Annotated in this window: 20 protein-coding genes; 19 read left to right on the top strand and 1 reads right to left on the bottom strand. The window is 65.1% G+C overall.

What is annotated here, in order from left to right; translation table 11 throughout:
- The first annotated feature begins 10 nt into the window (after window positions 1–10).
- The 14 genes from hypB (at window position 11) to hypE (ending at window position 15949) form a co-directional block, all read left to right on the top strand.
- Entirely contained in the window at window positions 11–1144 is a 1134-nt protein-coding gene (gene hypB, locus LZ012_RS01090) for a hydrogenase nickel incorporation protein HypB (RefSeq protein ID WP_275706637.1), read from the top strand.
- Window positions 1145–1151: 7 nt separating this feature from the next.
- On the top strand, window positions 1152–3434 hold the full coding sequence (gene hypF, locus LZ012_RS01085; protein WP_275706635.1) for a carbamoyltransferase HypF: 2283 nt from the start codon (window positions 1152–1154) through the stop codon (window positions 3432–3434).
- Window positions 3435–3616: 182 nt separating this feature from the next.
- On the top strand, window positions 3617–4411 hold the full coding sequence (locus tag LZ012_RS01080) for a substrate-binding periplasmic protein (RefSeq protein ID WP_275706632.1): 795 nt from the start codon (window positions 3617–3619) through the stop codon (window positions 4409–4411).
- Window positions 4412–4434: 23 nt separating this feature from the next.
- Complete coding sequence (locus tag LZ012_RS01075) at window positions 4435–5979, top strand: CHASE domain-containing protein (RefSeq protein WP_275706630.1); 1545 nt, start codon at window positions 4435–4437, stop codon at window positions 5977–5979.
- 289 nt (window positions 5980–6268) lie between these two features.
- Complete coding sequence (locus tag LZ012_RS01070; RefSeq protein ID WP_275706628.1) at window positions 6269–7480, top strand: hydrogenase small subunit; 1212 nt, start codon at window positions 6269–6271, stop codon at window positions 7478–7480.
- Between the two features lies 1 nt (window position 7481).
- A complete protein-coding gene (gene hybA / locus LZ012_RS01065; protein WP_275706626.1) occupies window positions 7482–8507 on the top strand; it encodes a hydrogenase 2 operon protein HybA in 1026 nt (341 codons plus the stop codon).
- Entirely contained in the window at window positions 8504–9664 is a 1161-nt protein-coding gene (gene hybB, locus LZ012_RS01060; RefSeq protein ID WP_275706623.1) for a Ni/Fe-hydrogenase cytochrome b subunit, read from the top strand. The genes hybA and hybB overlap by 4 nt, the downstream gene beginning before the upstream one ends.
- A 22-nt stretch (window positions 9665–9686) precedes the next feature.
- A complete protein-coding gene (locus tag LZ012_RS01055; RefSeq protein WP_275706621.1) occupies window positions 9687–11399 on the top strand; it encodes a nickel-dependent hydrogenase large subunit in 1713 nt (570 codons plus the stop codon).
- Window positions 11400–11466: 67 nt separating this feature from the next.
- Window positions 11467–11946 (top strand): HyaD/HybD family hydrogenase maturation endopeptidase, encoded by a 480-nt coding sequence (locus LZ012_RS01050; RefSeq protein ID WP_275706619.1) that lies wholly within the window; start codon window positions 11467–11469, stop codon window positions 11944–11946.
- Window positions 11946–12236, top strand: coding sequence for a HypC/HybG/HupF family hydrogenase formation chaperone (locus LZ012_RS01045; protein WP_275706617.1), 291 nt, complete (start codon window positions 11946–11948; stop codon window positions 12234–12236). The genes LZ012_RS01050 and LZ012_RS01045 overlap by 1 nt, the downstream gene beginning before the upstream one ends.
- Window positions 12229–12780 carry a [NiFe]-hydrogenase assembly chaperone HybE gene (gene hybE / locus LZ012_RS01040; protein WP_275706615.1) on the top strand — a complete coding sequence of 184 codons (552 nt, stop codon included), beginning with the start codon at window positions 12229–12231 and terminating at the stop codon, window positions 12778–12780. The genes LZ012_RS01045 and hybE overlap by 8 nt, the downstream gene beginning before the upstream one ends.
- 52 nt (window positions 12781–12832) lie before the next feature.
- Complete coding sequence (locus LZ012_RS01035; RefSeq protein ID WP_275706613.1) at window positions 12833–13078, top strand: HypC/HybG/HupF family hydrogenase formation chaperone; 246 nt, start codon at window positions 12833–12835, stop codon at window positions 13076–13078.
- Between the two features lie 3 nt (window positions 13079–13081).
- Window positions 13082–14209: a hydrogenase formation protein HypD gene (gene hypD, locus LZ012_RS01030; RefSeq protein WP_275706611.1), complete on the top strand. Its 1128-nt coding sequence runs from the start codon at window positions 13082–13084 to the stop codon at window positions 14207–14209.
- Between the two features lie 687 nt (window positions 14210–14896).
- Entirely contained in the window at window positions 14897–15949 is a 1053-nt protein-coding gene (hypE, locus tag LZ012_RS01025) for a hydrogenase expression/formation protein HypE (protein ID WP_275706609.1), read from the top strand.
- Between the two features lie 4 nt (window positions 15950–15953).
- Here hypE and LZ012_RS01020 read toward each other — a convergent pair whose 3' ends face one another.
- Window positions 15954–16160: a hypothetical protein gene (locus tag LZ012_RS01020; RefSeq protein ID WP_275706607.1), complete on the bottom strand. Its 207-nt coding sequence runs from the start codon at window positions 16158–16160 to the stop codon at window positions 15954–15956.
- Window positions 16161–16326: 166 nt separating this feature from the next.
- Between LZ012_RS01020 and LZ012_RS01015 the strand changes: the two genes are divergently transcribed.
- The 5 genes from LZ012_RS01015 (at window position 16327) to LZ012_RS00995 (ending at window position 22438) form a co-directional block, all read left to right on the top strand.
- On the top strand, window positions 16327–18003 hold the full coding sequence (locus LZ012_RS01015) for a hydrogenase maturation protein (RefSeq protein WP_275706604.1): 1677 nt from the start codon (window positions 16327–16329) through the stop codon (window positions 18001–18003).
- Window positions 18000–19487 (top strand): sigma-54-dependent transcriptional regulator, encoded by a 1488-nt coding sequence (locus tag LZ012_RS01010; protein WP_275706602.1) that lies wholly within the window; start codon window positions 18000–18002, stop codon window positions 19485–19487. Before LZ012_RS01015 ends, LZ012_RS01010 begins: the two co-directional genes overlap by 4 nt.
- A complete protein-coding gene (locus LZ012_RS01005) occupies window positions 19484–20485 on the top strand; it encodes an NADH-quinone oxidoreductase subunit B family protein (protein ID WP_275706600.1) in 1002 nt (333 codons plus the stop codon). Before LZ012_RS01010 ends, LZ012_RS01005 begins: the two co-directional genes overlap by 4 nt.
- The gene (locus LZ012_RS01000; protein WP_275706598.1) at window positions 20482–21900 is read left to right on the top strand and encodes a nickel-dependent hydrogenase large subunit; all 1419 of its coding nucleotides are present in this window, start codon (window positions 20482–20484) and stop codon (window positions 21898–21900) included. Before LZ012_RS01005 ends, LZ012_RS01000 begins: the two co-directional genes overlap by 4 nt.
- A 214-nt stretch (window positions 21901–22114) precedes the next feature.
- Window positions 22115–22438: an EthD family reductase gene (locus LZ012_RS00995; protein ID WP_275706596.1), complete on the top strand. Its 324-nt coding sequence runs from the start codon at window positions 22115–22117 to the stop codon at window positions 22436–22438.
- Window positions 22439–22519: the final 81 nt, after the last annotated feature.

The raw sequence follows: 22519 nt of genomic DNA, 5'->3' as shown, positions 1-22519 counted from the left end.
GGAGACGGATATGTGTACGGTTTGCGGCTGCGGGGCGGGGGAAGTGAAAATCGAGGGCGGGGCGCACGAGCATACCCACGTCCATGAAGACGGCACGGTGCATACGCACAGCCACGGGCACGAACATGAGCACGCGCATAGCCACGATGGCGCGGCGCTGGCCGGCGCCCATGCCCACAGCCACACCCACGCCGATGGCACAGTCCATGTTCATGAGCACGTGCATCAGGGCGAACATGGCCATGTCCACGGCCATCAGCATGATCATGTGCACGCCGACGGCAGCACGCACAGCCATCCGCATGACCATGGCCACGAGCACGATCACCACCATCATCACCACGAGCACGCTGTCGGCGGCGACCTCGACTATGGCACCGGCCCGGCCCGTGCCCATGTGCCGGGCATGTCGCAGGCACGCATGGTGCAGATCGAGCAGGACATCCTGTCCAAGAACAACGCCTACGCCGATGCCAACCGTCAGTCGTTCGACGAGCGTGGCATCTTCGCGCTGAATCTGGTGTCCAGTCCCGGTTCGGGCAAGACCACGCTACTCTGCAAGACTATCGAATTGCTGAAGGGCAAGGTCGCCATCAACGTCGTCGAAGGCGACCAGCAGACGGCCAACGACGCTGAGCGCATTCGCGCCACCGGCGTCGCCGCGCTGCAGATCAACACCGGCAAGGGCTGCCATCTCGACGGCCACATGGTCGGCCACGCCATGCAGCGTCTGCAACCGGCCGACGAATCGCTGTTCCTGATCGAGAACGTCGGCAACCTGGTCTGCCCGGCCGCCTTCGACCTTGGCGAACACCACAAGGTCGCCATCCTGTCGGTCACTGAAGGCGAGGACAAGCCGCTCAAGTACCCAGACATGTTCGCCGCCGCCGACGTCATGCTGCTCAACAAGTGCGACCTGCTGCCCTACCTCGACTTCGATGCCGACCTGGCCGAAGCCAACGCCCGCCGCGTGAATCCCAACCTGACCGTTTTCCGCGTCTCGGCGACCAGCGGCGACGGTCTTTCCGCCTGGCTGGACTGGATTCAATCCGGCCTCGAGGCCCAGCGCGCCAAGCGCTCGGAATCCGTCGACGCCCTGAAGCGCCGCGTCGCCGAACTGGAACGTCAGCTGGCAGCACGGTAAGCAGCCGATGACCGGCCGTCTGCTCCGCATCCAGGGTCTGGTGCAGGGGGTCGGCTTTCGTCCCTACGTCTGGCGGCTGGCCAGCGAACTCGGCTTGCGGGGTTGGGTGCGCAACGATGCAGCGGGTGTGGTGGTGGCAATCGACGGTGAAAATGTGTCCATTTTCGTCGAACGTTTACCGATCGAGCTGCCTCGTCTGGCGCGCATCGATGCCATCGAGATTGAGTCAGCCGAGGTGCCGGACGCAGGCTTTGCCATCCTCGATAGCGCGGCTGGCGAGGTCAGGACGGCTATCGGTCCCGATGCCGCGCTCTGTCCGGAGTGCATCGCCGACCTGTGCAACCCGCAGGGCCGGCGCTGGCGCTATGCGTTCACTACCTGCACCCATTGTGGCCCGCGCTACACGGTCAGCCGGAAGATTCCCTACGACCGGGCGCACACCAGCCTCGCCGCTTTCCCGCTGTGCGCTCCGTGTGCCGGCGAATACGCCTACCCGGCTGACCGCCGCTTCCATGCCGAAACCACCTGCTGTCCGGATTGCGGTCCGCAGTTAAGCCTGCTTGATGCCGACGGTTTGCCTCTCGATGGCGACCCAATCGCTGCAACTTTGCAGCTGTTGCGTGCCGGTAGAATCGTCGCCATCAAAGGCCTGGGCGGCTTTCATCTGGCCTGCGATGCGCGCAATGCCGACGCCGTGGCCGCGCTGCGCGAACGCAAGCAGCGCGAGGAAAAACCGTTTGCCGTGATGGGCCTGAATGCCTTGTCGCTGGCCGCTTACGCCCGCATCGGCGACGCCGAGCAGGCGCTGCTCGCCAGCACGGCGGCGCCCATCGTGCTGTGCCCGAAGGCAGCTGCGGAGCTGCCGGGCGTGGCGCCCAAGCTGGCCTGGCTGGGGGCGATGCTGCCGGCCACCCCGGTGCATCTGCTGCTCTGGCACGAAGCCGCCGGCCGTCCGGCCGGCACGGCCTGGCTGGCTGAACACTCCGACCTGCTGTTGGTGATGACCAGCGCCAATCCGTACGGCGAGCCGCTGGTCATTGGCAACGACGAGGCGCTGGCCCGCCTGGTCGGTATCGCCGATGCGTATCTGGTGCACAACCGCGACATCGTCATCCGCTGCGACGATTCGGTAGTGCGCGCCGGCCCCGCCTTCGTCCGCCGGGCGCGCGGCTATGTGCCGGTGCCGATCCCGCTGGCCGATGACGGGCCGACTGTGCTGGCGCTCGGCGGCTATCTGAAAAATACGGTGTGCGTTCTGAAGGGGCGGCAAGCCTTCCTGTCGCAGCACATCGGGGGTCTCGACAATGTCGCCGCCATGGGTTTCCTCGACGAGGTGGTCGGCCATATGCTCGATATTCTCGAGGTGAAACCGGCGCTGATTGCGCATGATCTGCATCCCGATTTCCCGTCCTCCCAGCTGGCTCTGCGCCTGGCCGAAGAGCTGGGCGTTCCGGCGCTGGCGATCGGGCATCACCAGGCACATATTGCGGCGATCTGCGCCGAACATGGCGTCAACGAGCCGATTTTCGGCTTGGCGCTGGATGGGGTCGGCCTGGGGCCGGACGGCGCCGCCTGGGGTGGTGAACTGCTGCATCTGGCCGGCGGTGCCTGCCAACGCATCGGCCATCTCCAACCGCTGGCCATGCCCGGCGGCGACCGGGCGGCGAAAGAACCGTGGCGGATGGCGGTCGCCGCCCTGCATGGGGCTGGACTGGGCTATCGGGTCGGAGCATGGATCGAGCAATGCTGGCCGCAGCGCGATCCGGGGCCGCTGCTCACCATGCTTGCCCGCAATCTGCGTTGCCCGCCGACGACCAGCCTGGGGCGCTGGTTCGATGCCGCAGCCGGGCTGCTCGGCGTGCGCGATGCCATGTATTTCGAGGGGCAGGCGGCCATGGAACTGGAAGGCCTGGCCGCCGGCCACGGTCCGGTCGAGCCTTTGGCCGGCGGCTATGCCTTGCGCGACAACGGCCGGGTACTCGACCTGTCGCCCATCCTGCCGAGCTTGATCGAATGCCGGGACGCCGCCGCCTATGGCGCATCCTTGTTCCACGCGACGCTGGCCGCCGGCCTGGCCGAGTGGGCGATTGCCGTGGGCCAGCTGAGGCCCGGCGCCCGGCTGGCCGTCGGCGGCGGCTGCGCGATGAATGCGGTGTTGATGGCGGCGCTGCGCCAGCATCTGGCGGCAGCCGGGCTGGACCTGCTCGAAGCCCGCCAGGCGCCGCCCAACGACGGCGGTCTGGCGCTCGGCCAGGCCTGGGTGGCCCGCCGCCTGGCGACGGACGGCTGAAAAGGGGGGGCGGAGCGTCGGATGCCCCGCAGCGACCGAGGCTCCGCGCCGCGCCCGGTTCGTGGCTGGATCACACAGGGGTGGAATTAATTCTCCTCGCCGGCCCTTTACCCATACAGGATTGTTTTCGATTCGGTATGATCGGGTAAAAAAAGCATCAACCCTCTCCCAACGGGGCCGCAATGATCACCCGCTATCTTCTGGTGTTGTTGGTCGTCTTCGGCAATCTCGGCGCTGCCCGTGCAGCCGGCCCGGATTGTTCGCGCCCCTTTACGCTGGCGCTCCACGATCACGGCCTGCTCTATTCGGCGACCACCGATACCGGCATCGACAAGGATGTGGCCGACGAACTGATCCGCCGCTCGGGGTGCAAGGTGGTCGTCAGCCTGATGGCCCGGGCGCGCATCTGGCAACTGATCGAATCGGGCGCTCTCGATTTCAGCCTGTCCGGGATCAGCAATGCCGAGCGTGATCGCTTCGCGGCTTTTGCATGGTATTTCAGCAACAAATACTACCTGCTGATGCGCAAGGATACCGGGGCGGCCAGTCTGGCCGATTTCGAGCGCAATGAAAAACTCCAGCTCGGGGTAATTCGCGGCTTCCGTTACAGCGACAAGGCCAATCGTCTGGTCGACACCTTGCAGGCAGGCAATCGCGTTAGCCAGGCGAGCGGGTTGGCGCCCCTGTATCAGGCGCTGATGCTCAATCACATTCAGGGCATGATTATCGAGCCCTTCGATTATCCGACCTTGGACGAGAAGAAGATTCGTGACCAGACGGCGATCATCGAATTCAACGATCCGCCGGTTCCGCACGGCCTGATCATGTCGAAAAAAGCCTTGCCGCCGGCCGAACAGGAGCGCTGGCGAGTTCTGCTCAATGACATGCGGGCCGATGGCACCATGCGCCGCATTTTCGAGAAATATTTCAAGCTCGAGCTGGCTACGGCGCTCGTCGATTTTCCCACAGCACCGTGACGACCGAGCGGCAGCCCTTTTCCATGTCCCGGCTGCCCATGCTGCTGCCCTGGCTGATCCTGGTCATTACCCTGGGGGTGACGTGGCTGCTCTGGGATCATGAACGTCAGGTCAGCCGCAAAGAACTGCGGGCGCAATTCGATTTTGCGTTGCGCGACACGGTCAGCCGGGTCGAGCAGCGGGTCGCCGCGCACGAGCAGATGCTGCGCGGCGTACAGGGGCTGCTGGCGGCGACCGGCCTGTTCGACCGCCGGGCCATCCGGGAATACGTCGAGACCCTGCAACTGGATGCCAATTTCTCCGGCGTCCAGGCCATCGGTGTCGTCGAACTGGTCCCCGCCGGGCGCAAGGCGACGCATGAGGCGGCGATGCGCCGGCTCGGTTTTGCCGACTACGCCATTTATCCGGCCGGCGAGCGTCCGTTCTACGGGACGGTGATCCAGCGCGAACCGGGCGGCTGGCGTGACCCCTTGCCACTCGGACTCGATGCCCTGGCCGACCCGGCGCGTCGGCTGGCGCTGGAAACCGCGCGCGATTCGGGGATGGCGGCGATTACCGCCAAGGTGCGCCTGGCGGTCGATAAAAAGCCCGAAGCGCAGCCCGGATTCATCATGTACCTGCCCATTTTTTCCCCCGGCCAGGCGCGCGACAGCCTCGCCCAGCGCCGGGCCCATATCGTCGGCTGGGTATATGCCTCCTTCTACATGGACGACTTCATGGCCGGCCTGTACGGCAAGCAGGTGCCGGGCGTCGAACTGGCCATTTACGACGGTGCCGATCCGGTCGCCGGCGCCCTGATGTACCGCTCGGCAACGGCCGACAAAGCGACGCCGGCCGAACCCGACGAGATCCTCAGCGCCAACGAGTACATGGTCGTTGCCGGCAGCTCGTGGACGCTGCGGCTGACGACGCAAAGCGAATTCGCCGACCGCTTCGGGCGGGATGCGGCGCCCCTCATTGCCCTCGCCGGCATCAGCGTCAGCCTGACCCTGGCCCTGCTCGCCTGGTTCATGGTCACCGGCCGGGCTCGCGCCTTGCGTCTGGCTGCCGTGATGACCTCCGAGTTGCGCCACATGGCCCAGCACGACCCGCTGACCGGATTGCCCAATCGCGCCCTGTTCAGCGACCGCCTGCAGAACGAACTGGCGCGGGCCAAGCGGCACGGCGACCATTTCGCGATGATTTTCCTCGACCTCGATCGCTTCAAGCCGATCAACGACAGCTATGGCCATGCCGTCGGCGATCTGCTGCTCAAGCAGGTCGCCATGCGCCTGCAGCAGAGCGTGCGCGCCTCCGATACGGTCGGGCGCATCGGCGGCGATGAGTTCGTCGTGCTGATGCCGGCGCTGGCCGAAGGCGAGGCGGCGCGCGGACTGGCCGAAAAGCTGCGACACGCCATCGGCCAGCCGTTCATGGTCGATGGCCGCGAATTGAATATTTCGTGCAGCCTCGGCGTCGCCGTCTATCCGGACGACGGCGGTGACGATCTGGCCCTGAGCAACAGCGCCGACGCGGCGATGTACCGGGCCAAGGCCGGCGGCCGCGACAAGGTGCAGACGGCCCGCTGAATCCGGCCGCCAGTTGCCGTTGGCGCAGCGCTTTTTCCAAGTGACTAGTTCCTAGGTCTGATAAGCAGCTGACCAGCTAGCAGCGGAAAGTGGAAAGCCAGTGCCGTTGTTTTCGCCTGCTGCTGTTCGTTAATTTTCCGTAAGTGACGGTATTTAATGGGTTTTCAATTCTGGCCCGGCTGTTGCTATAGAACGGCGATAAAACTATTTCCAAAAAAGCAAGGCCCTCCCAGCAGAGAGAGGTTGTCGGTCATCGGTGACCGGCAATGAACAAACAAGGGGGATATAAATGGCCAACCAAAACCTGATTACGCTGGAACAGGACGAGCGCATCGAGGCTGCAGCCGCGCGCTTGTCGATGGATAGGCGCGAATTCCTGCAATTCTGCGCCGCGCTGGCGACGACACTGGGGCTGCCGCAAGGAGCGGACGCTGCGGTCGCCGAGGCGGTCGCCACCAAGAAGCGGCCGAGCGTCATCTGGCTGCATTTCCAGGAATGCACCGGCTGCACCGAGTCCATCCTGCGCGCCGAACATCCGACGCTCGAGAAGCTAATTCTCGACGTCATTTCGCTCGACTACCACGAAACGCTGTTCGCCGCCGCCGGCCACCAGGTCGAAGCGGCACGCAAGACGGCGATGGCCGAGAACAAGGGCAAGTACATCCTGGTCGTCGAAGGGGCGATTCCGACCAAGGATGGCGGCGTCTACTGCAAGATCGGCGGCAAGACGGCGATCGAACTGCTCAAGGAATGCGCGGCCGACGCGGCGGCGGTGATCGCCATCGGTTCCTGCGCCTCGTGGGGCGGCATGCCGTCGACGATTCCGTCGATTCCCGGGGCGACCTCCAGCCCCACCGGGTCCAGCGGCGTGGACAAGGTGCTCGGCAAGCCGGTGGTGACCATCCCCGGCTGCCCGCCCAACCCGTACAACTTCCTGTCCACGGTCGTCCATTTCCTGACCTTCGGCAAATTGCCCGAAGTCGATGACAAGGGCCGGCCGAAATTCGCCTATTCCCGCCTGATCCATGAAAACTGCGAGCGCCGTGCCCACTTCGACGCCGGCCGCTTCGCCATGGAATTCGGCGACGAAGGCCACCGCAAGGGCCACTGCCTGTACAAGCTGGGCTGCAAGGGGCCGGAAACCTACGCCAACTGCTCGGTCATCATGTTCGGCGACGCCGGCGCCGGGACCTGGCCGGTCGCCTGCGGCCACCCGTGCATCGGTTGTACTGAACAGGGCGTCGGCTTTGCCAAGCCGATCCATACCGTCGCCAAGCTGAAGAACATCGAGCCCTCTGCCTTCCTGCCACGCATCGTCGAGGAAAAAGGCGTCGGCGCCTCGCTCGGTTCGGCGGCCGTGCTGGCTGCCATTGCCGGCGCTGCTGCCGGGGGCGGAGCCATGGTCGCCAAGAATCTCGGTTTGTCGCATAAGGCCGAGGCGCTGGAAGAGGCGAAAAAGCGGGAAGAGGCCAAGAAGTCCGGCGAGAAAACGGAGGTCTGAGATGGCCACGAGACGCGATTTCCTGAAGGGCTGCCTGGCCGGCGGCGCAGCGGCGGCTTCGGCCGTGCTGCCCGAAACGGCCTGCGCCCGCGACACCCTGCAACGCCCGCCGGAAGCGCTTGGCCTGCTCTACGACGCCACGCTGTGCGTCGGCTGCCAGGCCTGCGTCGCAGCGTGCAAGCAGGTCAATGAGAACCCGGCTGAATTCACGGCGGTGGACAAGTTGTGGGACACCCCGCTCGACACCAGCGGCCATACCTTCAACCTGATCAAGATGTACCGCCACGGCACGATGGAAACGAAGGACGCCGAGGAAAACGGCTTCTCCTTCATGAAGACCTCGTGCATGCACTGCGCCGACCCGTCCTGCGTGTCGGCCTGCCCGGTGTCGGCGATGACCAAGAATCCGGTCACCGGCGTCGTCGGCTACGACGCGGACGCCTGTATCGGCTGCCGCTACTGCGTTGCCGCCTGCCCGTTCGGCATCCCCAAGTACCAGTACGATTCGCCGACCGGCAAGATCGGCAAGTGCGAGCTGTGCCGCCATCGCCACAAGGACGGCCATTACTCGGCCTGCGCCGAGGTGTGCCCGACTGGAGCCACGCTGTTCGGCCGCACCGAGGATCTGCTGGCCGAAGCCAAGCGCCGCCTGGCCGTCAAGCCGGGCGACAAGCTGGTGGTGCCGCGCGGCCGCCTGCCCAAGCCGGGCGAAACGGCCGAGGAAGCGGCGAAGTGGAAAGGTCCGCTCGACCAGAGCTATGAGGCGGTGGCCGGCTCCTACCTGCAGCATGTCTATGGCGAGAAGGAATACGGCGGCACCCAGGTGCTGAAGCTGTCGGCGGTCAATTTCCAGAAGGCCGGCCTGCCCGACTTGCCGCCGAAATCCTCGGCGGCGACTTCGGAAACCATCCAGCACACGCTGTACGGCGGCTTGATGATGCCGATCGCCGTGCTCGCCGGCCTGACCTGGGTCGCCAAGCGCAACGTGGTGCCGGAAGACGATAACCAGAAGGGAGGGCAGTCATGAGCGCCCATCATCCCGCCGCCCCGGTTGGCGGCAAGCTGTTCAACCTGCCGGTGATGATCTGCAGCCTGTTGATCGCGGCGATGATCGCCGTGCTCTTCGTCCGCTTCATCTTCGGGCTGGGTGCGGTGACCAACCTGAACGACGGCTACCCGTGGGGCATCTGGGTCGTCTTCGACGTGGTCATCGGTTCGGCCTTCGCCTGCGGCGGCTTCTCGGTGGCGATGCTGGTGTACATCTTCAACCGCGGCCAGTATCACCCGATGGTCCGCCCGGCGCTGCTCGCCTCGCTGTTCGGCTACACGCTGGCCGGCATCGGCGTGCTGTTCGACCTCGGCCGCTGGTGGAATTTCTGGCACATCCTGTGGCCGGGCTACGCCAATCCCAATTCGGTGATGTTCGAGGTGGCGCTGTGCATCTCGTGCTACATCATCGTCATGTGGATCGAGTTCTCGCCGGTCTTCATGGAACAGTGGGGCATGAAGGTGCGCAAGCAGAAGCTGGAGAAGGTCCTGTTCTTCTTCATCGCCCTCGGCACGCTGCTGCCGATGATGCACCAGTCCTCGCTCGGCACCCTGCTCGTGGTCATGGGGCCGCAGGTCAATCCGCTGTGGCAGACGCCGGCCGTGCCGCTGCTCTACCTGCTGTCGGCGGTGACCATCGGCTACGGCATTGTGCTTTTCGAATCCTGCGTCGCCGCTTCGGCCTACCGGCGCGAGATCGAAATGCACCTGCTGCAGCCGATGGCCAAGATCATGCTCGGCATGCTGGCGGTGTTCCTGACCGTGCGCTTCGGCGACCTGATCGTGCGCGGCGCGCTCGGCCATGCTTTCGCGCCCAGCCTGGAAGCCTTCTTCTTCTGGTTCGAAACCGCCTGCTTCGCGGCGCCATTCCTGATCGTCGGCACCGCGGCCGGCCGCCGCAACCCGGCCCGCCTGTTCCTCGCCGGCGTCGCGATCATGCTCGGCGGCGTGCTGCTACGCATCAACGGCTTCCTGATCGGCTACGACACCGGCCTCGGCGTCGACCATGGCTGGAGCTACTTCCCGAGCATCGCCGAAATGCTGGTCACCATCGGCATGTTCGCGCTTGAAGTGCTCGGCTACATCATCATCACCCGCCGCTTCCCCGTGCTGCCACGGGTCGAGGCTGCCCACTGAATTCCAGGGATAGGAGAACAACATGACTAAACGAGTAACCATCGACCCGGTCACCCGCATCGAAGGCCACCTGCGCGTCGACGTCGAGGTGGACGGCGGCCGCGTCAAGAAGGCCTGGGCCTCCGGCCAGATGTGGCGCGGCGTCGAGAACATCCTGATTGGCCGCGATCCGCGCGACGCGTGGGCGATCACCCAGCGCATCTGCGGCGTGTGCACCACGGTGCATGCCATCGCCTCGGTGCGTGCCGTCGAGAATGCGCTGCAGCTGGAAATCCCGGTCAACGCCCAGTACATCCGCAACATGATCATGCTGGCCCACGCCGTGCATGACCACATCGTCCATTTCTACCACCTGTCGGCACTCGACTGGGTCGACGTGGTCAGCGCGCTGAAGGCCGACCCGGGCAAGACGGCCAGCCTGGCGCAGAGCCTGTCCAACTGGAACGGCAACAGCAAGGCCGAGTTCGTCAAGGTCCAGGACAAGCTGAAGGGCTTCGTCGGCACTGGCCAGCTCGGCATTTTTACCAACGGTTACTGGGGCCACCCGGCGATGAAGCTGACGCCGGAAGTGAACCTGCTGGCGGTTTCCCACTACCTGCAGGCGCTGGAAGTGCAGCGTTACGCCAGCAAGATCGTCGCCGTGCTCGGCTCCAAGTCGCCGCACATCCAGAACGTCGCCGTCGGCGGCGTCGCCAATCCGCTGTCGGTCGATTCGCAGTCGGTGCTGACTGTCGAGCGCCTGCTGGCGGTCAAGGAATGGATGCTCAAGCTGGAAGACTTCGTCAAGAATGTCTATCTGGTCGATGTCGGCGCCATCGGCGGCTTCTACGCCGACTGGACCAAGTACGGCAAGGGCATTACCGAATACCTGTCGGTGCCGGACATCCCGCTCGACGGTAAGGGCACCCAGTTCGCGCTGCCCGGCGGCTACATCGAAGGCGGCAAGCTGGAAAGCTACAAGCCGATCAAGACTTTCAACGACAAGTATTTCATCGACGGTGTGTCCGAGGCGATCAAGCATTCCTGGTACAACTACAGCGGCGGCAACGACAAGTCGCTGCATCCGTACCAGGGCGAGACGACACCGAACTACACCGACTTCCAGGACGACGGCAAATACAGCTGGCTGAAGTCGCCGACCTTCTACGGCAAGCCGATGCAGGTCGGCCCGCTGCCGCGCGTCATGAACATGCTGGCCGCCGGCCACGAACCGACCAAGAAGTACGCCACCGCCGCCCTCGACCTGGTGTCGACGGTGGCCGGCGCCAAGGTCGGCGTCGATGCGCTGCATTCGACCATCGGCCGCCACGCGGCGCGGGCCGTCGGCTGCGCGGTGCAGGTCGACGAGCTGATCAACCAGTGGGACCTGCTGCTCGCCAACATGGGCAAGGGCGACCTCAAGACCTTCAACCGGCCGGTTTTCCCCAAGGGCGAACAGGTGGGCGTCGGTTTCCACGAGGCGCCGCGCGGCGTGCTGTCGCACTGGGTGGTCATCGATTCGGGCAAGATCAAGAATTACCAGTGCGTCGTGCCGACCACCTGGAACGCCGCGCCGAGGAACGAGAAGGACCAGCCCGGCGCCTACGAGGCCTGCCTGATCGACAATCCGGTGGCCGATCCGGAAAAGCCGCTGGAAGTGCTGCGTACGGTACACTCCTTCGACCCCTGCCTGGCCTGCGCCGTGCATGTCGTCGACCAGGAGAACAATCCGGTCGTGACGGTGAAGGCGGTTTGATCGGAAGCAATTCGTTTCTGCACCAGGGGCGCGACAATGTTCGCGCCCCTTTTTATCGGATAAAAGCATGCGCGTTGTAGTTCTGGGTATCGGCAACATCCTTCTGACCGATGAAGGCGTCGGTGTGCGCACCATCGAGGCGCTGGAGCGGGATTACACCCTGCCGCCGGAGGTCGAAGTCATCGACGGCGGCACCTGCGGCATGGAAATGCTCGAGCAGCTCGAAGATCTCGACGGCCTGGTCGTCGTCGATTGCGTGCGCTGCAGCCAGCCGCCGGCGACGCCGGTGCTGCTCAAGGGCGACGACGTGCCGGTCTTCTTCCGGACCAAGCTGTCGCCGCACCAGGTCAGCCTGTCCGACGTGCTGGCCAGCCTCGAATTCACGGGCCGGGCGCCGAAATCGATTGCCATCGTCGGCATGCAGCCGGTATCGATGTCGCTGGGCATGGAGCTGTCGCCGGAAGTGGCGGCGAAAGTGCCGGAACTGGTCGCCATGACGCTGGCCGAACTGACAGCGCTGGGCATCGTAGCCGAGGCGCGCGGCTGATGTGCCTGTCGATTCCGAAACGCATTGTCGAGTGGGAGGGCAGTGGCGACAATGCCGGAGATTTCGCCTGGGTCGAGCGTGACGGCCAGCGCGAACGCATCAACATGATGCTGATCGGCCCGCAGCCGGTCGGCACCTGGGTGCTGACCTCGCTCGGCCTAGCCCGCGAGGTGGTCGAGGATGAGCAGCGTTCGCTGATCGAGGATGCGCTTGCCGCCCTTGCCGCGTCGCTGGAAGGCGAATTCGACTCGTCGCTGCATTTCACGGACTTGAACCGCTCGCATGACTGAACGCATCCGCACCCCCGCCCTGGCGCCGCCGCCGATCCGCCCGGCCGTACCGCGCGCGGACGATCCGAGCGCCTTCCTCGAAGCGCATTACCGCCACGTCTGGCAGACACGCATGCACGACCTGCCCTTCGTCAATGCCGCGCTGACCGTCGAGGCCATCGGCTTTGCCCGCCACGAGGGCGACTGGCTGGGCGTCGTCATCACGCCGTGGTTCCTCAACCTGCTGCTGGTCTCCGGCGGCGGCCAGCTGTGGGGCGACATCCCGGCCGGCGAGCGGCGCTACCTGAACCTGCCTTGCGGCACGATGCAGTTCATCGCCGACGACGACCCGGACATCGGCCCCTACCAGTATTGTCCGCTGATCGCGCCGGTCGACCAGCTGCCCGACATGGCGACGGCGCGCCTGGTCGCGGCCGATGCAATCAAGACGGTGTTTGGCCCCCCGGCGAGCCTGGCCGAAACGCCGCCGGCGCCGGTAGCAGAAGAGAAAACGGAGGTATCCCGGCGCGGCTTTTTCCGCCGTCTGGCCGGCAAGCGAAATTGACCCCGGCAGGTTAGACTCTGCCTTATAAAAACGATATTGAGGAGCAACGCGGATGTGTCTCGCGATCCCCGCGCAGGTCGTTGAACTGCGCCCCGACGACAATGCCCTGGTCGATCTGGCCGGGGTCAAGAAGGAAATCTCGCTGGCCCTGCTCGACGGCGTGGCGGTGGGCGATTACGTGATCGTCCACGTCGGCTACGCGCTGAACAAGCTCGATCCGGAAGAGGCCGAGAAAACCCTGAAACTCTTTGCCGAAATGGGCCAGCTGCCGGCCGACGGCGATGTCACATTGCACTGAGCGATGAAGTACATCGACGAGTTCCGCGACGGCGACGTCGCCCAGAAGCTGGCGGCAGCTATCCGCGCCGAGGCCGATCCGGCCCGCAGCTACCATTTCATGGAATTCTGTGGCGGCCACACCCACGCCATTTCCCGTTACGGCGTGTCCGACCTGTTGCCGGCCAACGTCAAGATGATCCACGGCCCGGGCTGTCCGGTCTGCGTGCTGCCCATCGGCCGCGTCGACCAGGCCATCCGCCTGGCGCTCGAACAGGGCGTCACGCTGTGCACCTACGGCGACTGCCTGCGCGTGCCGGCCTCCGATGCTCTGTCACTGATGAAGGCCAAGGCGCGTGGCGGCGCCATCCGCATGGTTTATTCGAGCGCCGACGCGGTAACGCTCGCTCAGAAGAACCCGGACAAACAGGTCGTCTTCTTCGCCATCGGCTTCGAAACGACGACGCCGCCGACGGCGGTCGCCATCAAGCAGGCGGCGGCGCTCGGCCTGAAGAACTTCTCGGTGCTCTGCTGCCACGTGCTGACCCCATCGGCCATCTCCAGCATCTTGGAGTCACCGGAAGTTCGCCAGTGGGGAACAGTGCCGCTCGACGGCTTCATCGGCCCGGCCCACGTATCGACCATCATCGGCAGCCGACCCTACGAATTCTTCGCCGAGGAATACCGTAAACCTGTGGTCATCGCCGGTTTCGAGCCGCTCGACGTGATGCAGGCGATCAAGATGCTGATCCGCCAGGTCAACGAAGGCCGCGCCGAAGTCGAAAACGAATTCGCCCGCGCTGTCAGCCGTGACGGCAACCTGAAGGCGCAGCAACTGGTCGCCGAAGTGTTCGAGATGCGCAAGCATTTCGAATGGCGTGGTTTGAACGTTTTACCCTACTCGGCGCTGCGCATTCGCAGCCAATTCGCCGAATTTGACGCCGAAAAGCGCTTCCCGCTGGGTTATGCCTCGGTACCGGACCACAAGGCCTGCGAATGCGGGGCGATCCTGCGCGGGGTCAAGCGGCCGCAGGACTGCAAGATATTCGGGACGGTGTGTACGCCGGAGAATCCGGTCGGCTCCTGCATGGTGTCTTCCGAAGGGGCTTGTGCGGCGCACTATACCTATGGGCGGTATAAGGATGTGGCCTGAGGTCGGCCGCCTGTCATTCCTGCGGAGGCGGGAATCCAGGGGGTGCTGGCTGGCGGCGTCCTTTTCGGAGGAAGTGGTGCGCTCACGAGCGCTGCTTTCCGCCTTGAGGGCGGGCGTACTTTCTTTTGCTTCGCCAAAAGAAAGTAGCCAAAGAAAAGGCGACCCCGTGGTCGGCGCCCCTTCGGGGTACCTTCCGCTACTCGGCGAGCCGGGCGGCTTGCCTGAACTCGCCTGCGGCTCAGACAAGGCAAGCCGACTACTCCCGGCCCGCCTGCGTTGCTCAGCGCCTCTCAAGGGGACCCGAAAGGCGTCTCGGGATCGGGCGCCGTTCGAAAAGTCGAGTGCTGCGGCCGCCCAACAAAACTGCCAGAAACCAAACCCGCTGGCCGAGCCTCGCTGGTCTTCCGGGCCCCTTGAGAGGTGCCGAGCAACGCAGGGTCTGGCGGAAAAAGGGCGAGGACTGTCTGAGGCCCGCAGGGCCGAGTTCCGCAGCCCCCGCCAGTCCCGGGTCGCGCAGGGAACCGGCGTAGCCGGCACCGACCCAGGGTCGCCTTTTCTTTGCTTACTTTCTTTTGGCGAAGCAAAAGAAAGTAAGACGCCCCGCAAGGGCGGAACCCCCGCCCGCCCACGGCACCGGCGTTAGCAACAACCAACCTCACCCCTAACAAAATCCACAGCCCCCACCCCATGACCCAAACCCGCAAAAACTACGTCCGCCCCCTCGACATCAAGCACGGCCAGGTCGACATGGCCCATGGCTCCGGCGGCCGGGCGATGGCGCAACTGATCGAGGAACTGTTTGCCAAACACCTCGGCAACGAATATCTCGCCCAGGGCGACGACGGTGCTCTTCTACCGAACCCGGGCGAGGGCCGGCTAGTCATGGCCACCGACTCGCATGTCGTCTCACCGCTGTTCTTCCCGGGCGGCGATATCGGCTGCCTGTCGGTGCATGGCACGATCAACGACGTGGCGGTGATGGGGGCGAAGCCGCTCTATCTTTCTGCGGGCTTCATCCTGGAAGAAGGGTTCAAGCTTGCCGATCTGGCGCGCATTGTGCAAAGCATGGCGGCGGCGGCCAAGGAGGCGGGTGTGCCGGTCGTGACCGGCGACACCAAGGTCGTCGAGCGCGGCAAGGGCGATGGGGTGTTTATCACGACGACGGGTGTTGGCGTCGTGGCGCCGGGCAAGGAGTTGTCCGGTCGCAGCGCGAAACCGGGCGATGTCATCCTGGTTTCCGGCACGCTGGGCGATCACGGCATGGCGATCATGGCCGAACGCGAGAGCCTCGGTTTCGAGTCGCCCATCGTTTCCGACACGGCGGCCCTGCATGGGCTGATCGAGACGATGCGGGCGAGCGGTGCCGACATTCACGTGCTGCGCGATCCGACGCGCGGCGGATTGGCGACGACGCTGAACGAGATCGCCAAGCAATCCGGGGTCGGCATGATGTTGCAGGAAAAGGCTTTGCCGGTGACGCCGGCGGTCGAGGCGGCCTGCGAATTTCTCGGGCTGGACCCGCTGTATGTGGCCAACGAGGGTAAGCTGATCGCGATCTGCGCCGCCGCGGATGGCGAGAAACTATTGGCGGCGATGCGGGCCCATCCGCAGGGGGCGAATGCGGCCATTGTCGGCACGGTGCATCAGGACGAGCACCACTTTGTGCAGATGACCACGGCCTTCGGCGGCCGGCGCATTGTGGATTGGTTGAGCGGCGAGCAGTTGCCGCGTATTTGCTAAGCGCTCAGTGGCGCAGGGCAATCATGATCGAGCGCACGTCGCCCACTTCGGAAATGACCATTTCGCGCGCATCGTCCAGGCTGTCGGCGTTGCGGATGTGAAACTTCTCGTGGCGGCCATCAAGATAGCGGACGGCGGCGACGTATTCGGGACGCGGCGCGCGGCTGACACGGGGACTGCGTGCTTTGGTCGGTTTGCGTTGTGCTTGCATGGCTGTTTCCCTGAGCTTTTTTGTGTGACGCATCGTAGCCAGCCCCTGTTACGGAACAAATATCGCCAAAGTTATAGCGTTATGCTTCTAGAAAAATCAGTGCCTTGGAAGCCGCGAATTTCCTCATTAGATACCATTGGCATGTTTTGTAAAGAAATGTAAAAACATGAGAATTCTTTTTGTCACGCATAGTTTCAACAGCCTGGCGCAGCGCCTGTACTGCGAATTGACCCGGCGCGGCCACATGGTGAGCATCGAGTTCGACATCTCTGATTCGGTGACCGAGGAAGCCGTCGCGCTGTTCAAGCCGGATCTCCTTGTCGCGCCTTTCCTGAAGCGTGCCATTCCGCAGTCGGTGTGGTCGCGGCTGTCGTGCTTCGTGGTGCATCCCGGGATTCCCGGCGACCGCGGGCCGTCGGCACTCGATTGGGCGATTCAGCGCGGGCTGGGCGAATGGGGCGTGACGGTGCTGCAGGCCGAGGCGGAAATGGATGCCGGCCCGGTATGGGCGTCGGCCGGTTTTCCAACTGCGGCCGTGCGTAAGGCTTCGCTTTATCGCAACCAGGTGACCGAGGCGGCCGTGCGTTCCGTGCTGCTCGCGGTGGAGCGTTTCGCCGCTGGCGATTTCGTGGCGCAACGGGTGCCCGGTGCCGCCCATGCGCTGATGAAGCAGGGCGACCGCGCCATTGACTGGCAAACCGACCCCACCGCCCTCGTCCTCGCCAAGCTCAATGCCGCCGACGGCTTTCCCGGTGTAGCTGATGAGCTGTTCGGCCAGCCCTGCCATCTGTTCGATGCCTGGCCGGAAGCGACCTTGACGGGTAAGCCGGGCGAAGTGATCGGCCGGCGCGAGACCGCCATCTGCCGGGCGACGGTCGACGGCGCCGTGTGGATCGGCCATATCAAGCGTGCGGGCGGCGTCAAGTTGCCGGCGACGATGGCTTTCCCGGAAAGTGCAGCGCTGCCTGAGTTGCCGCTGGCGGGCTGGTGGAAGGCCGAGACGCCGACTTGGCAGGATATCGCCTACGAGGAAGCTGGCGGCGTGGGCTTCCTGAGTTTCGAGTTCTACAACGGCGCGATGAGCAGCGCCCAGTGCAGCCGCCTGAAAGAAGCCTTCCTGTGGGCTGCCGAGCGGGCGACCAAGGTCATCGTGCTGCGCGGCGGCAGCGATTTCTGGTCGAACGGCATCCATCTGAACACCATCGAGGCCGCCGACAGTCCGGCCGACGAGTCGTGGGCCAACATCAACGCCATCGACGACCTGGCCGAGGCCATTCTGCGCTGCGAGAAGCAGCTGACAGTGGCCGCGGTCGGCGGCAATGCCGGGGCCGGCGGCTGTTTCTTGGCGCGGGCAGCCGATTTTGTCTGGGTGCGCGACGGCGTGATGCTCAACCCGCACTACAAGAACATGGGCAACCTGTTCGGCTCCGAATTCTGGACCTATCTGCTGCCGCCGCGCGTCGGCGAGGAAGGCGCCAAGGCCATCATGCGCCACCGCTTGCCGATGACGGCGCCGGAGTCCGTCGAACTCGGCTTCTACGATGCCTGCCTGCCCGGGCCGGGATTCGCCGTCGATGTCGCCCGTCGCGCCGCCGAACTGGCCGCGGCCCCGGATATCGGCGAACGTCTGGCCGCCAAGCAGGCCAAGCGCCAGGCCGACGAGGCGGCCAAGCCGCTGGTCGCCTATCGTGACGCTGAATTGACCGAAATGCGCCGTAATTTCTACGGTTTCGACCCGTCCTACCATGTCGCGCGCTATCATTTCGTTTCCCGTTCGCCGCACTCGTGGACGCCCCGCCACCTGGCCCGCCACCGCGACATTGACTGGAAGATTCCTGAATGAGTGTGACCAGCCTGCGAAAACTGCCCGCCATCCTCGTCGTTGATGACGAGGTGCGCTCGCAGGAAGCGCTGCGCCGGACCCTGGAAGAGGATTTCGACGTGCTGTGCGCGTCGGATGCCGACGAGGGCATGGAGATACTCGAACGCGAGCAGTCGGTGACCGGCATCCGCATCGTGCTGTGCGACCAGCGCATGCCGGGAACGACCGGCGTGCAGTTCCTGCGCGAGGTACGCAATCGCTGGCCGGACATCGTGCGCATCATCCTGTCCGGCTATACCGACGCCGAGGACATCATCACCGGCGTCAACGAGGCAGGCATCTGGCAATACCTGCTCAAGCCGTGGCAGCCGGAGCAACTGCTGCTGACCCTGCAACGGGCGGCCGAAGTGTGGCGCCTGCAGCAGGAAAACCAGCGCCTGTCGCTCGACCTGCGCACCGCCGAGCCGGTGCTGAAACGGCATGTCGACACCAAGCAGGAGAAGGTGAAAAGCAGTTTCGGCCTGGGCAGCTTCATCCGCGCCGCCGGCAGTCCGATCAACGCGGTGTGCGACCTGGTGCACCGGGTGGCGCCCTTCGACCTGTCGGTGATGGTGACCGGCGAGTCGGGCTCCGGCAAGGAAATGATCGCCAAGGCCATCCACTACGAGAGCCGGCGCGCCAGCAAGGCCTTCATCACCGAAAACTGCGGCGCCCTGCCCGATACGCTGCTCGAATCCGAACTGTTCGGCTACAAGCGCGGCGCCTTCACCGGGGCGGTCGAAGACCGGGTCGGCCTCTTCCAGCAGGCCGACGGCGGCACGCTGTTCCTCGATGAAATCGGCGAAACCAGCCCGGCCTTCCAGGTCAAGCTGCTGCGCGTGCTGCAGGAAGGCGAATTCCGGCCGCTGGGCAGCAACCGGGCGGTGCATGTTGACGTCCGGGTCATCGCCGCGACCAATCGCGACCTCGAGGAAGACGTGCGCACCGGCCGTTTCCGCGAAGACCTCTACTACCGGCTGGCGACCATTTCGCTGCATGTGCCGCCGCTGCGCGAACGGACCATGGATTTGCCGCTGCTCGCCAACCGCCTGCTGGAGTCCAGTTGCCAGGCGCTCGGCAAGCCGGTCGAAGGTTTCACCAAGGAAGCGATGGCCTGCATCGCCGCCTACCGCTGGCCGGGCAATGTGCGTGAATTGCAGAACGAAATCCTGCGCATGGTGGCACTGTCCACGACGCCCCTGCTCGGCGCCGACCTCTTGTCGCCGCGCGTCCTGCGCACGCCGGTCGGCGATTTTGACGACAATCGGCCGGCTGACGAGCTGGCCTGGGCGTCCGGCCTGAACGGCGGCCTGAAGGAGCGCATGGACCAGTTGGAAATGCATGTCCTGAAGGAGGCGATGATCCGCCTGCGCTGGAACAAGTCGCGGGCGGCGCGCGAACTTGGCCTGTCGCGTGTCGGCCTGCGTGCCAAGCTGGTGCGCTACGGCCTGGAGCAGGCCGAATGAAGGTGCTCTGGCTGCAGAGCGGCGGCTGCGGCGGTTGCACCCAATCGCTGCTGTGCTCGGACCCGCGGTCGTTGTTCGACGAATTGCGCGATGCCGGCATCGAATTCCTGTGGCATCCCGGCCTGTCGGTGGAGAGTGGTGCCGAGGCGCTGGCCATCCTCGAAGATTGCGCCGAAGGGCGGCTGGCCTTTGATGCGTTGTGCGTTGAGGGCGCCATGCTGCGCGGCCCGAACGGCACCGGCAAGTTCCACCTGATGGCCGGCAGCGGCCGGCCGCTGACCGAGTGGGTCGAGCGCCTGGCGAAGCGGGCGAAATGGGTGTTCGCCATCGGTTCGTGCACAGCGTACGGCGGCTTCTCGGCCAATACGCCGGGCAATCCGTTGGAAGCCTGCGGATTGCAGTTCGACGAGCAGACGCCGGGCGGTCTGCTCGGCGCCGAATTCCGCTCGCCGGACGGCTTGCCGGTGGTCAATATCGCCGGCTGCCCGACGCATCCGGGCTGGGTGGTCGATACGCTGGAAAAGGCCGCCCTCGAAGGCTTGAAGCTGGAAGACCTTGACGAATTCGGGCGGCCGCTGCTCTACGCCGGCGGGCTGGTCCATCATGGCTGTGCCCGCAACGAGTATTACGAATTCAAGGCCAGCGCCGAAAAGCAGTCCGACCTCGGCTGCCTGATGGAAAACCTCGGCTGCAAGGGCACGCAGGCCCACGCCGATTGCAATATCCGCCCATGGAACGGCGCCGGCTCGTGCCTGCGTGGCGGCTTCGCCTGCATCGCCTGCACCGAGCCGGGTTTCGAGTCGCCCGGCCACGCCTTCCAGGAAACGCCCAAGCTAGCCGGCATTCCGATCGGCCTGCCGACCGACATGCCGAAAGCCTGGTTCGTCGCGCTCGCCGCGCTGTCCAAATCGGCGACGCCGAAACGGGTGCGCAACAACGCGGTGGTCGACCATCCGGTCATCCTGCCGGCCATCCGCAAGAAGGGGGGCGGCAAGTGACGCGCATCGTCGTCGGGCCGTTCAACCGCGTCGAAGGCGATCTCGAGGTCAGTCTCGATCTGGCTGCCGGCCGGGTCCAGGCCGCCTACGTCAATTCGCCGCTGTTCCGCGGCTTCGAGCAGATCATGATCGGCCGCGCGCCGCTCGATGCGCTGGCCATCGTGCCGCGCATCTGCGGCATCTGCTCGGTCGCCCAGTCGGCCGCCGCCGCCTCTGCGCTGGCAGACGCCATGGGCCTCGCGCCGACCCCGAACGGCCTGCTCGCCCGCCAGTTGATCCAGGCCACCGAAAACCTGGCCGATCACCTGACCCACTTCTACCTGTTCTTCATGCCGGATTTTGCCCGCCCGGCCTATGCCGAACGCCCTTGGCACGCGGCGGTCGCCCGGCGTTTCGCGGCGCTGCAGGGCGAAGCGGCGGCCGATGTGCTGCCGGCCCGCGCCGGTTTTCTCAAGCTGATGGGCTTTCTAGCCGGACGCTGGCCGCATACGCTGGCCATCCAGCCCGGCGGCAGCACCCGCGCCATCACGCCCGGCGAGCGCATCCGCCTGCTCGCCCAGTTACGCGAATTCCGCGGCTTCCTCGAAAAGCGCCTGTTCGGCGATGCGCTGGCCGCCGTGACCCGGCTGGCCAGCAAGGACGAGCTGTTGGCCTGGGCCGCCGGCCGGCCGGCCGATTTCCCCGCCTTCCTGGCGGCGGCGACCGATCTCGGCCTGGACAAGCTGGGGAGGGCCGGTGATGCCTTCCTGTCCTACGGTGCCTACGGCCTATTCCCGGCCGGTACCTGGCAGGCCGGCGCGGCAGGCGTCTTCGATCCGATCGCCGTTGATGAGGACACCACCCGGGCCTGGCTGTCCAATGGCCGGCCGCGCCACCCGACACAAGGCGAAACCATTGTCGATGCCGACAAGGACGGCGCCTACACCTGGTGCAAGGCGCCGCGCTACGCCGGCCAACCCTTTGAGGTCGGCGCCATGGCCCGCCAGGTCATTGCCGGGCACCCCTTGCTGCTCGACATGGTGCGCCGCGACGGTGGCAGCGTCATGGCCCGCGTCGTCGCCCGCCTGCTCGAACTGGCCCTGGTCCTGCCCGCCATGGAAAGCTGGGTGCACGCCCTGCAACCCGGCGAGGCCTTCTGCGCCCACGGCGCAATGCCCGACGAAGCCAGCGGCACCGGTCTGGTCGAAGCCGCCCGCGGCAGCCTCGGGCACTGGCTGAGCATCAAGCGCGGCCGTATCGAGCGCTACCAGATCATCGCCCCGACCACCTGGAATTTCTCGCCGCGCGACGGCAGCGAACAACCGGGACCGCTCGAGCAGGCGCTGGTCGGCCTGCCGGCCGGCGACGGCGCCCCGCCGACAGTGCAGCACGTCGTGCGCTCGTTCGATCCGTGCATGGTGTGTACCGTCCACTAGCTGGAGAGCGCCTGCTGGGGGGCGTTTTTGGCAGGGTTGCGCACCGTGCCGCCGACTGGGTTCGGAACGCGACGGGGAAATGCTCAGGAGGCTGGGCGGTGCAAGCTTCGCGCTTTTCGGGGCAGCCTTGTTAACCGCCAGGCAGTGATGCAAAATATACATTTTGCATCACTGCCGACGAGAGCTGGCAACCTTCACCTTCCGCGAGGCATCGATGATCAGAGTCAGTATCCTGTACCCGAACAACCCCGGTGCGCGCTTCGATGTTTCCTACTATGTCGAAACCCACATGCCTATGTCGATCAAGCTGCTGAGCGCTCATCCCGGCTTCCGGGAGGTATCCGTCGAGCGTGGCCTTGGCGGCGCGCTTCCCGGTTCGGCGCCGCAATACCTTGCCATGTGCCATTTTCTCTTCACTACGGTCGACGATTTCATGTCGGCCTTCATGCCGAATGCCGAGCTGTTGCAAGGCGACATATCGAACTACACCGACATCGACCCGGTCATTCAATTCAACGAAGTGCTTCTCGTGCAATGAACGACGCGAACGGGCAACGCCAAGCGCAAGGCGCGGTGGATCACCCGGCCACGCCGTCACAGCTGCTTTTTCTGCCGGTGC

The sequence above is a fragment of the Dechloromonas hankyongensis genome (assembly GCF_022012295.1).
GTDB classification, from domain to species: Bacteria; Pseudomonadota; Gammaproteobacteria; order Burkholderiales; family Rhodocyclaceae; genus Azonexus; species Azonexus hankyongensis.
The sequence above is the reverse complement of the archived record's forward strand: the minus strand, read 5'-3'. Positions and strand labels throughout refer to the sequence as shown.

Coding starts and splice junctions, on each gene's coding strand:
- hypB (WP_275706637.1), top strand. CDS start 11: ATGTGTACGGTTTGCGGCTGCGGGGCGGGGGAAGTGAAAATCGAGGGC.
- hypF (WP_275706635.1), top strand. CDS start 1,152: ATGACCGGCCGTCTGCTCCGCATCCAGGGTCTGGTGCAGGGGGTCGGC.
- LZ012_RS01080 (WP_275706632.1), top strand. CDS start 3,617: ATGATCACCCGCTATCTTCTGGTGTTGTTGGTCGTCTTCGGCAATCTC.
- LZ012_RS01075 (WP_275706630.1), top strand. CDS start 4,435: ATGTCCCGGCTGCCCATGCTGCTGCCCTGGCTGATCCTGGTCATTACC.
- LZ012_RS01070 (WP_275706628.1), top strand. CDS start 6,269: ATGGCCAACCAAAACCTGATTACGCTGGAACAGGACGAGCGCATCGAG.
- hybA (WP_275706626.1), top strand. CDS start 7,482: ATGGCCACGAGACGCGATTTCCTGAAGGGCTGCCTGGCCGGCGGCGCA.
- hybB (WP_275706623.1), top strand. CDS start 8,504: ATGAGCGCCCATCATCCCGCCGCCCCGGTTGGCGGCAAGCTGTTCAAC.
- LZ012_RS01055 (WP_275706621.1), top strand. CDS start 9,687: ATGACTAAACGAGTAACCATCGACCCGGTCACCCGCATCGAAGGCCAC.
- LZ012_RS01050 (WP_275706619.1), top strand. CDS start 11,467: ATGCGCGTTGTAGTTCTGGGTATCGGCAACATCCTTCTGACCGATGAA.
- LZ012_RS01045 (WP_275706617.1), top strand. CDS start 11,946: ATGTGCCTGTCGATTCCGAAACGCATTGTCGAGTGGGAGGGCAGTGGC.
- hybE (WP_275706615.1), top strand. CDS start 12,229: ATGACTGAACGCATCCGCACCCCCGCCCTGGCGCCGCCGCCGATCCGC.
- LZ012_RS01035 (WP_275706613.1), top strand. CDS start 12,833: ATGTGTCTCGCGATCCCCGCGCAGGTCGTTGAACTGCGCCCCGACGAC.
- hypD (WP_275706611.1), top strand. CDS start 13,082: ATGAAGTACATCGACGAGTTCCGCGACGGCGACGTCGCCCAGAAGCTG.
- hypE (WP_275706609.1), top strand. CDS start 14,897: ATGACCCAAACCCGCAAAAACTACGTCCGCCCCCTCGACATCAAGCAC.
- LZ012_RS01020 (WP_275706607.1), bottom strand. CDS start 16,160: ATGCAAGCACAACGCAAACCGACCAAAGCACGCAGTCCCCGTGTCAGC.
- LZ012_RS01015 (WP_275706604.1), top strand. CDS start 16,327: ATGAGAATTCTTTTTGTCACGCATAGTTTCAACAGCCTGGCGCAGCGC.
- LZ012_RS01010 (WP_275706602.1), top strand. CDS start 18,000: ATGAGTGTGACCAGCCTGCGAAAACTGCCCGCCATCCTCGTCGTTGAT.
- LZ012_RS01005 (WP_275706600.1), top strand. CDS start 19,484: ATGAAGGTGCTCTGGCTGCAGAGCGGCGGCTGCGGCGGTTGCACCCAA.
- LZ012_RS00995 (WP_275706596.1), top strand. CDS start 22,115: ATGATCAGAGTCAGTATCCTGTACCCGAACAACCCCGGTGCGCGCTTC.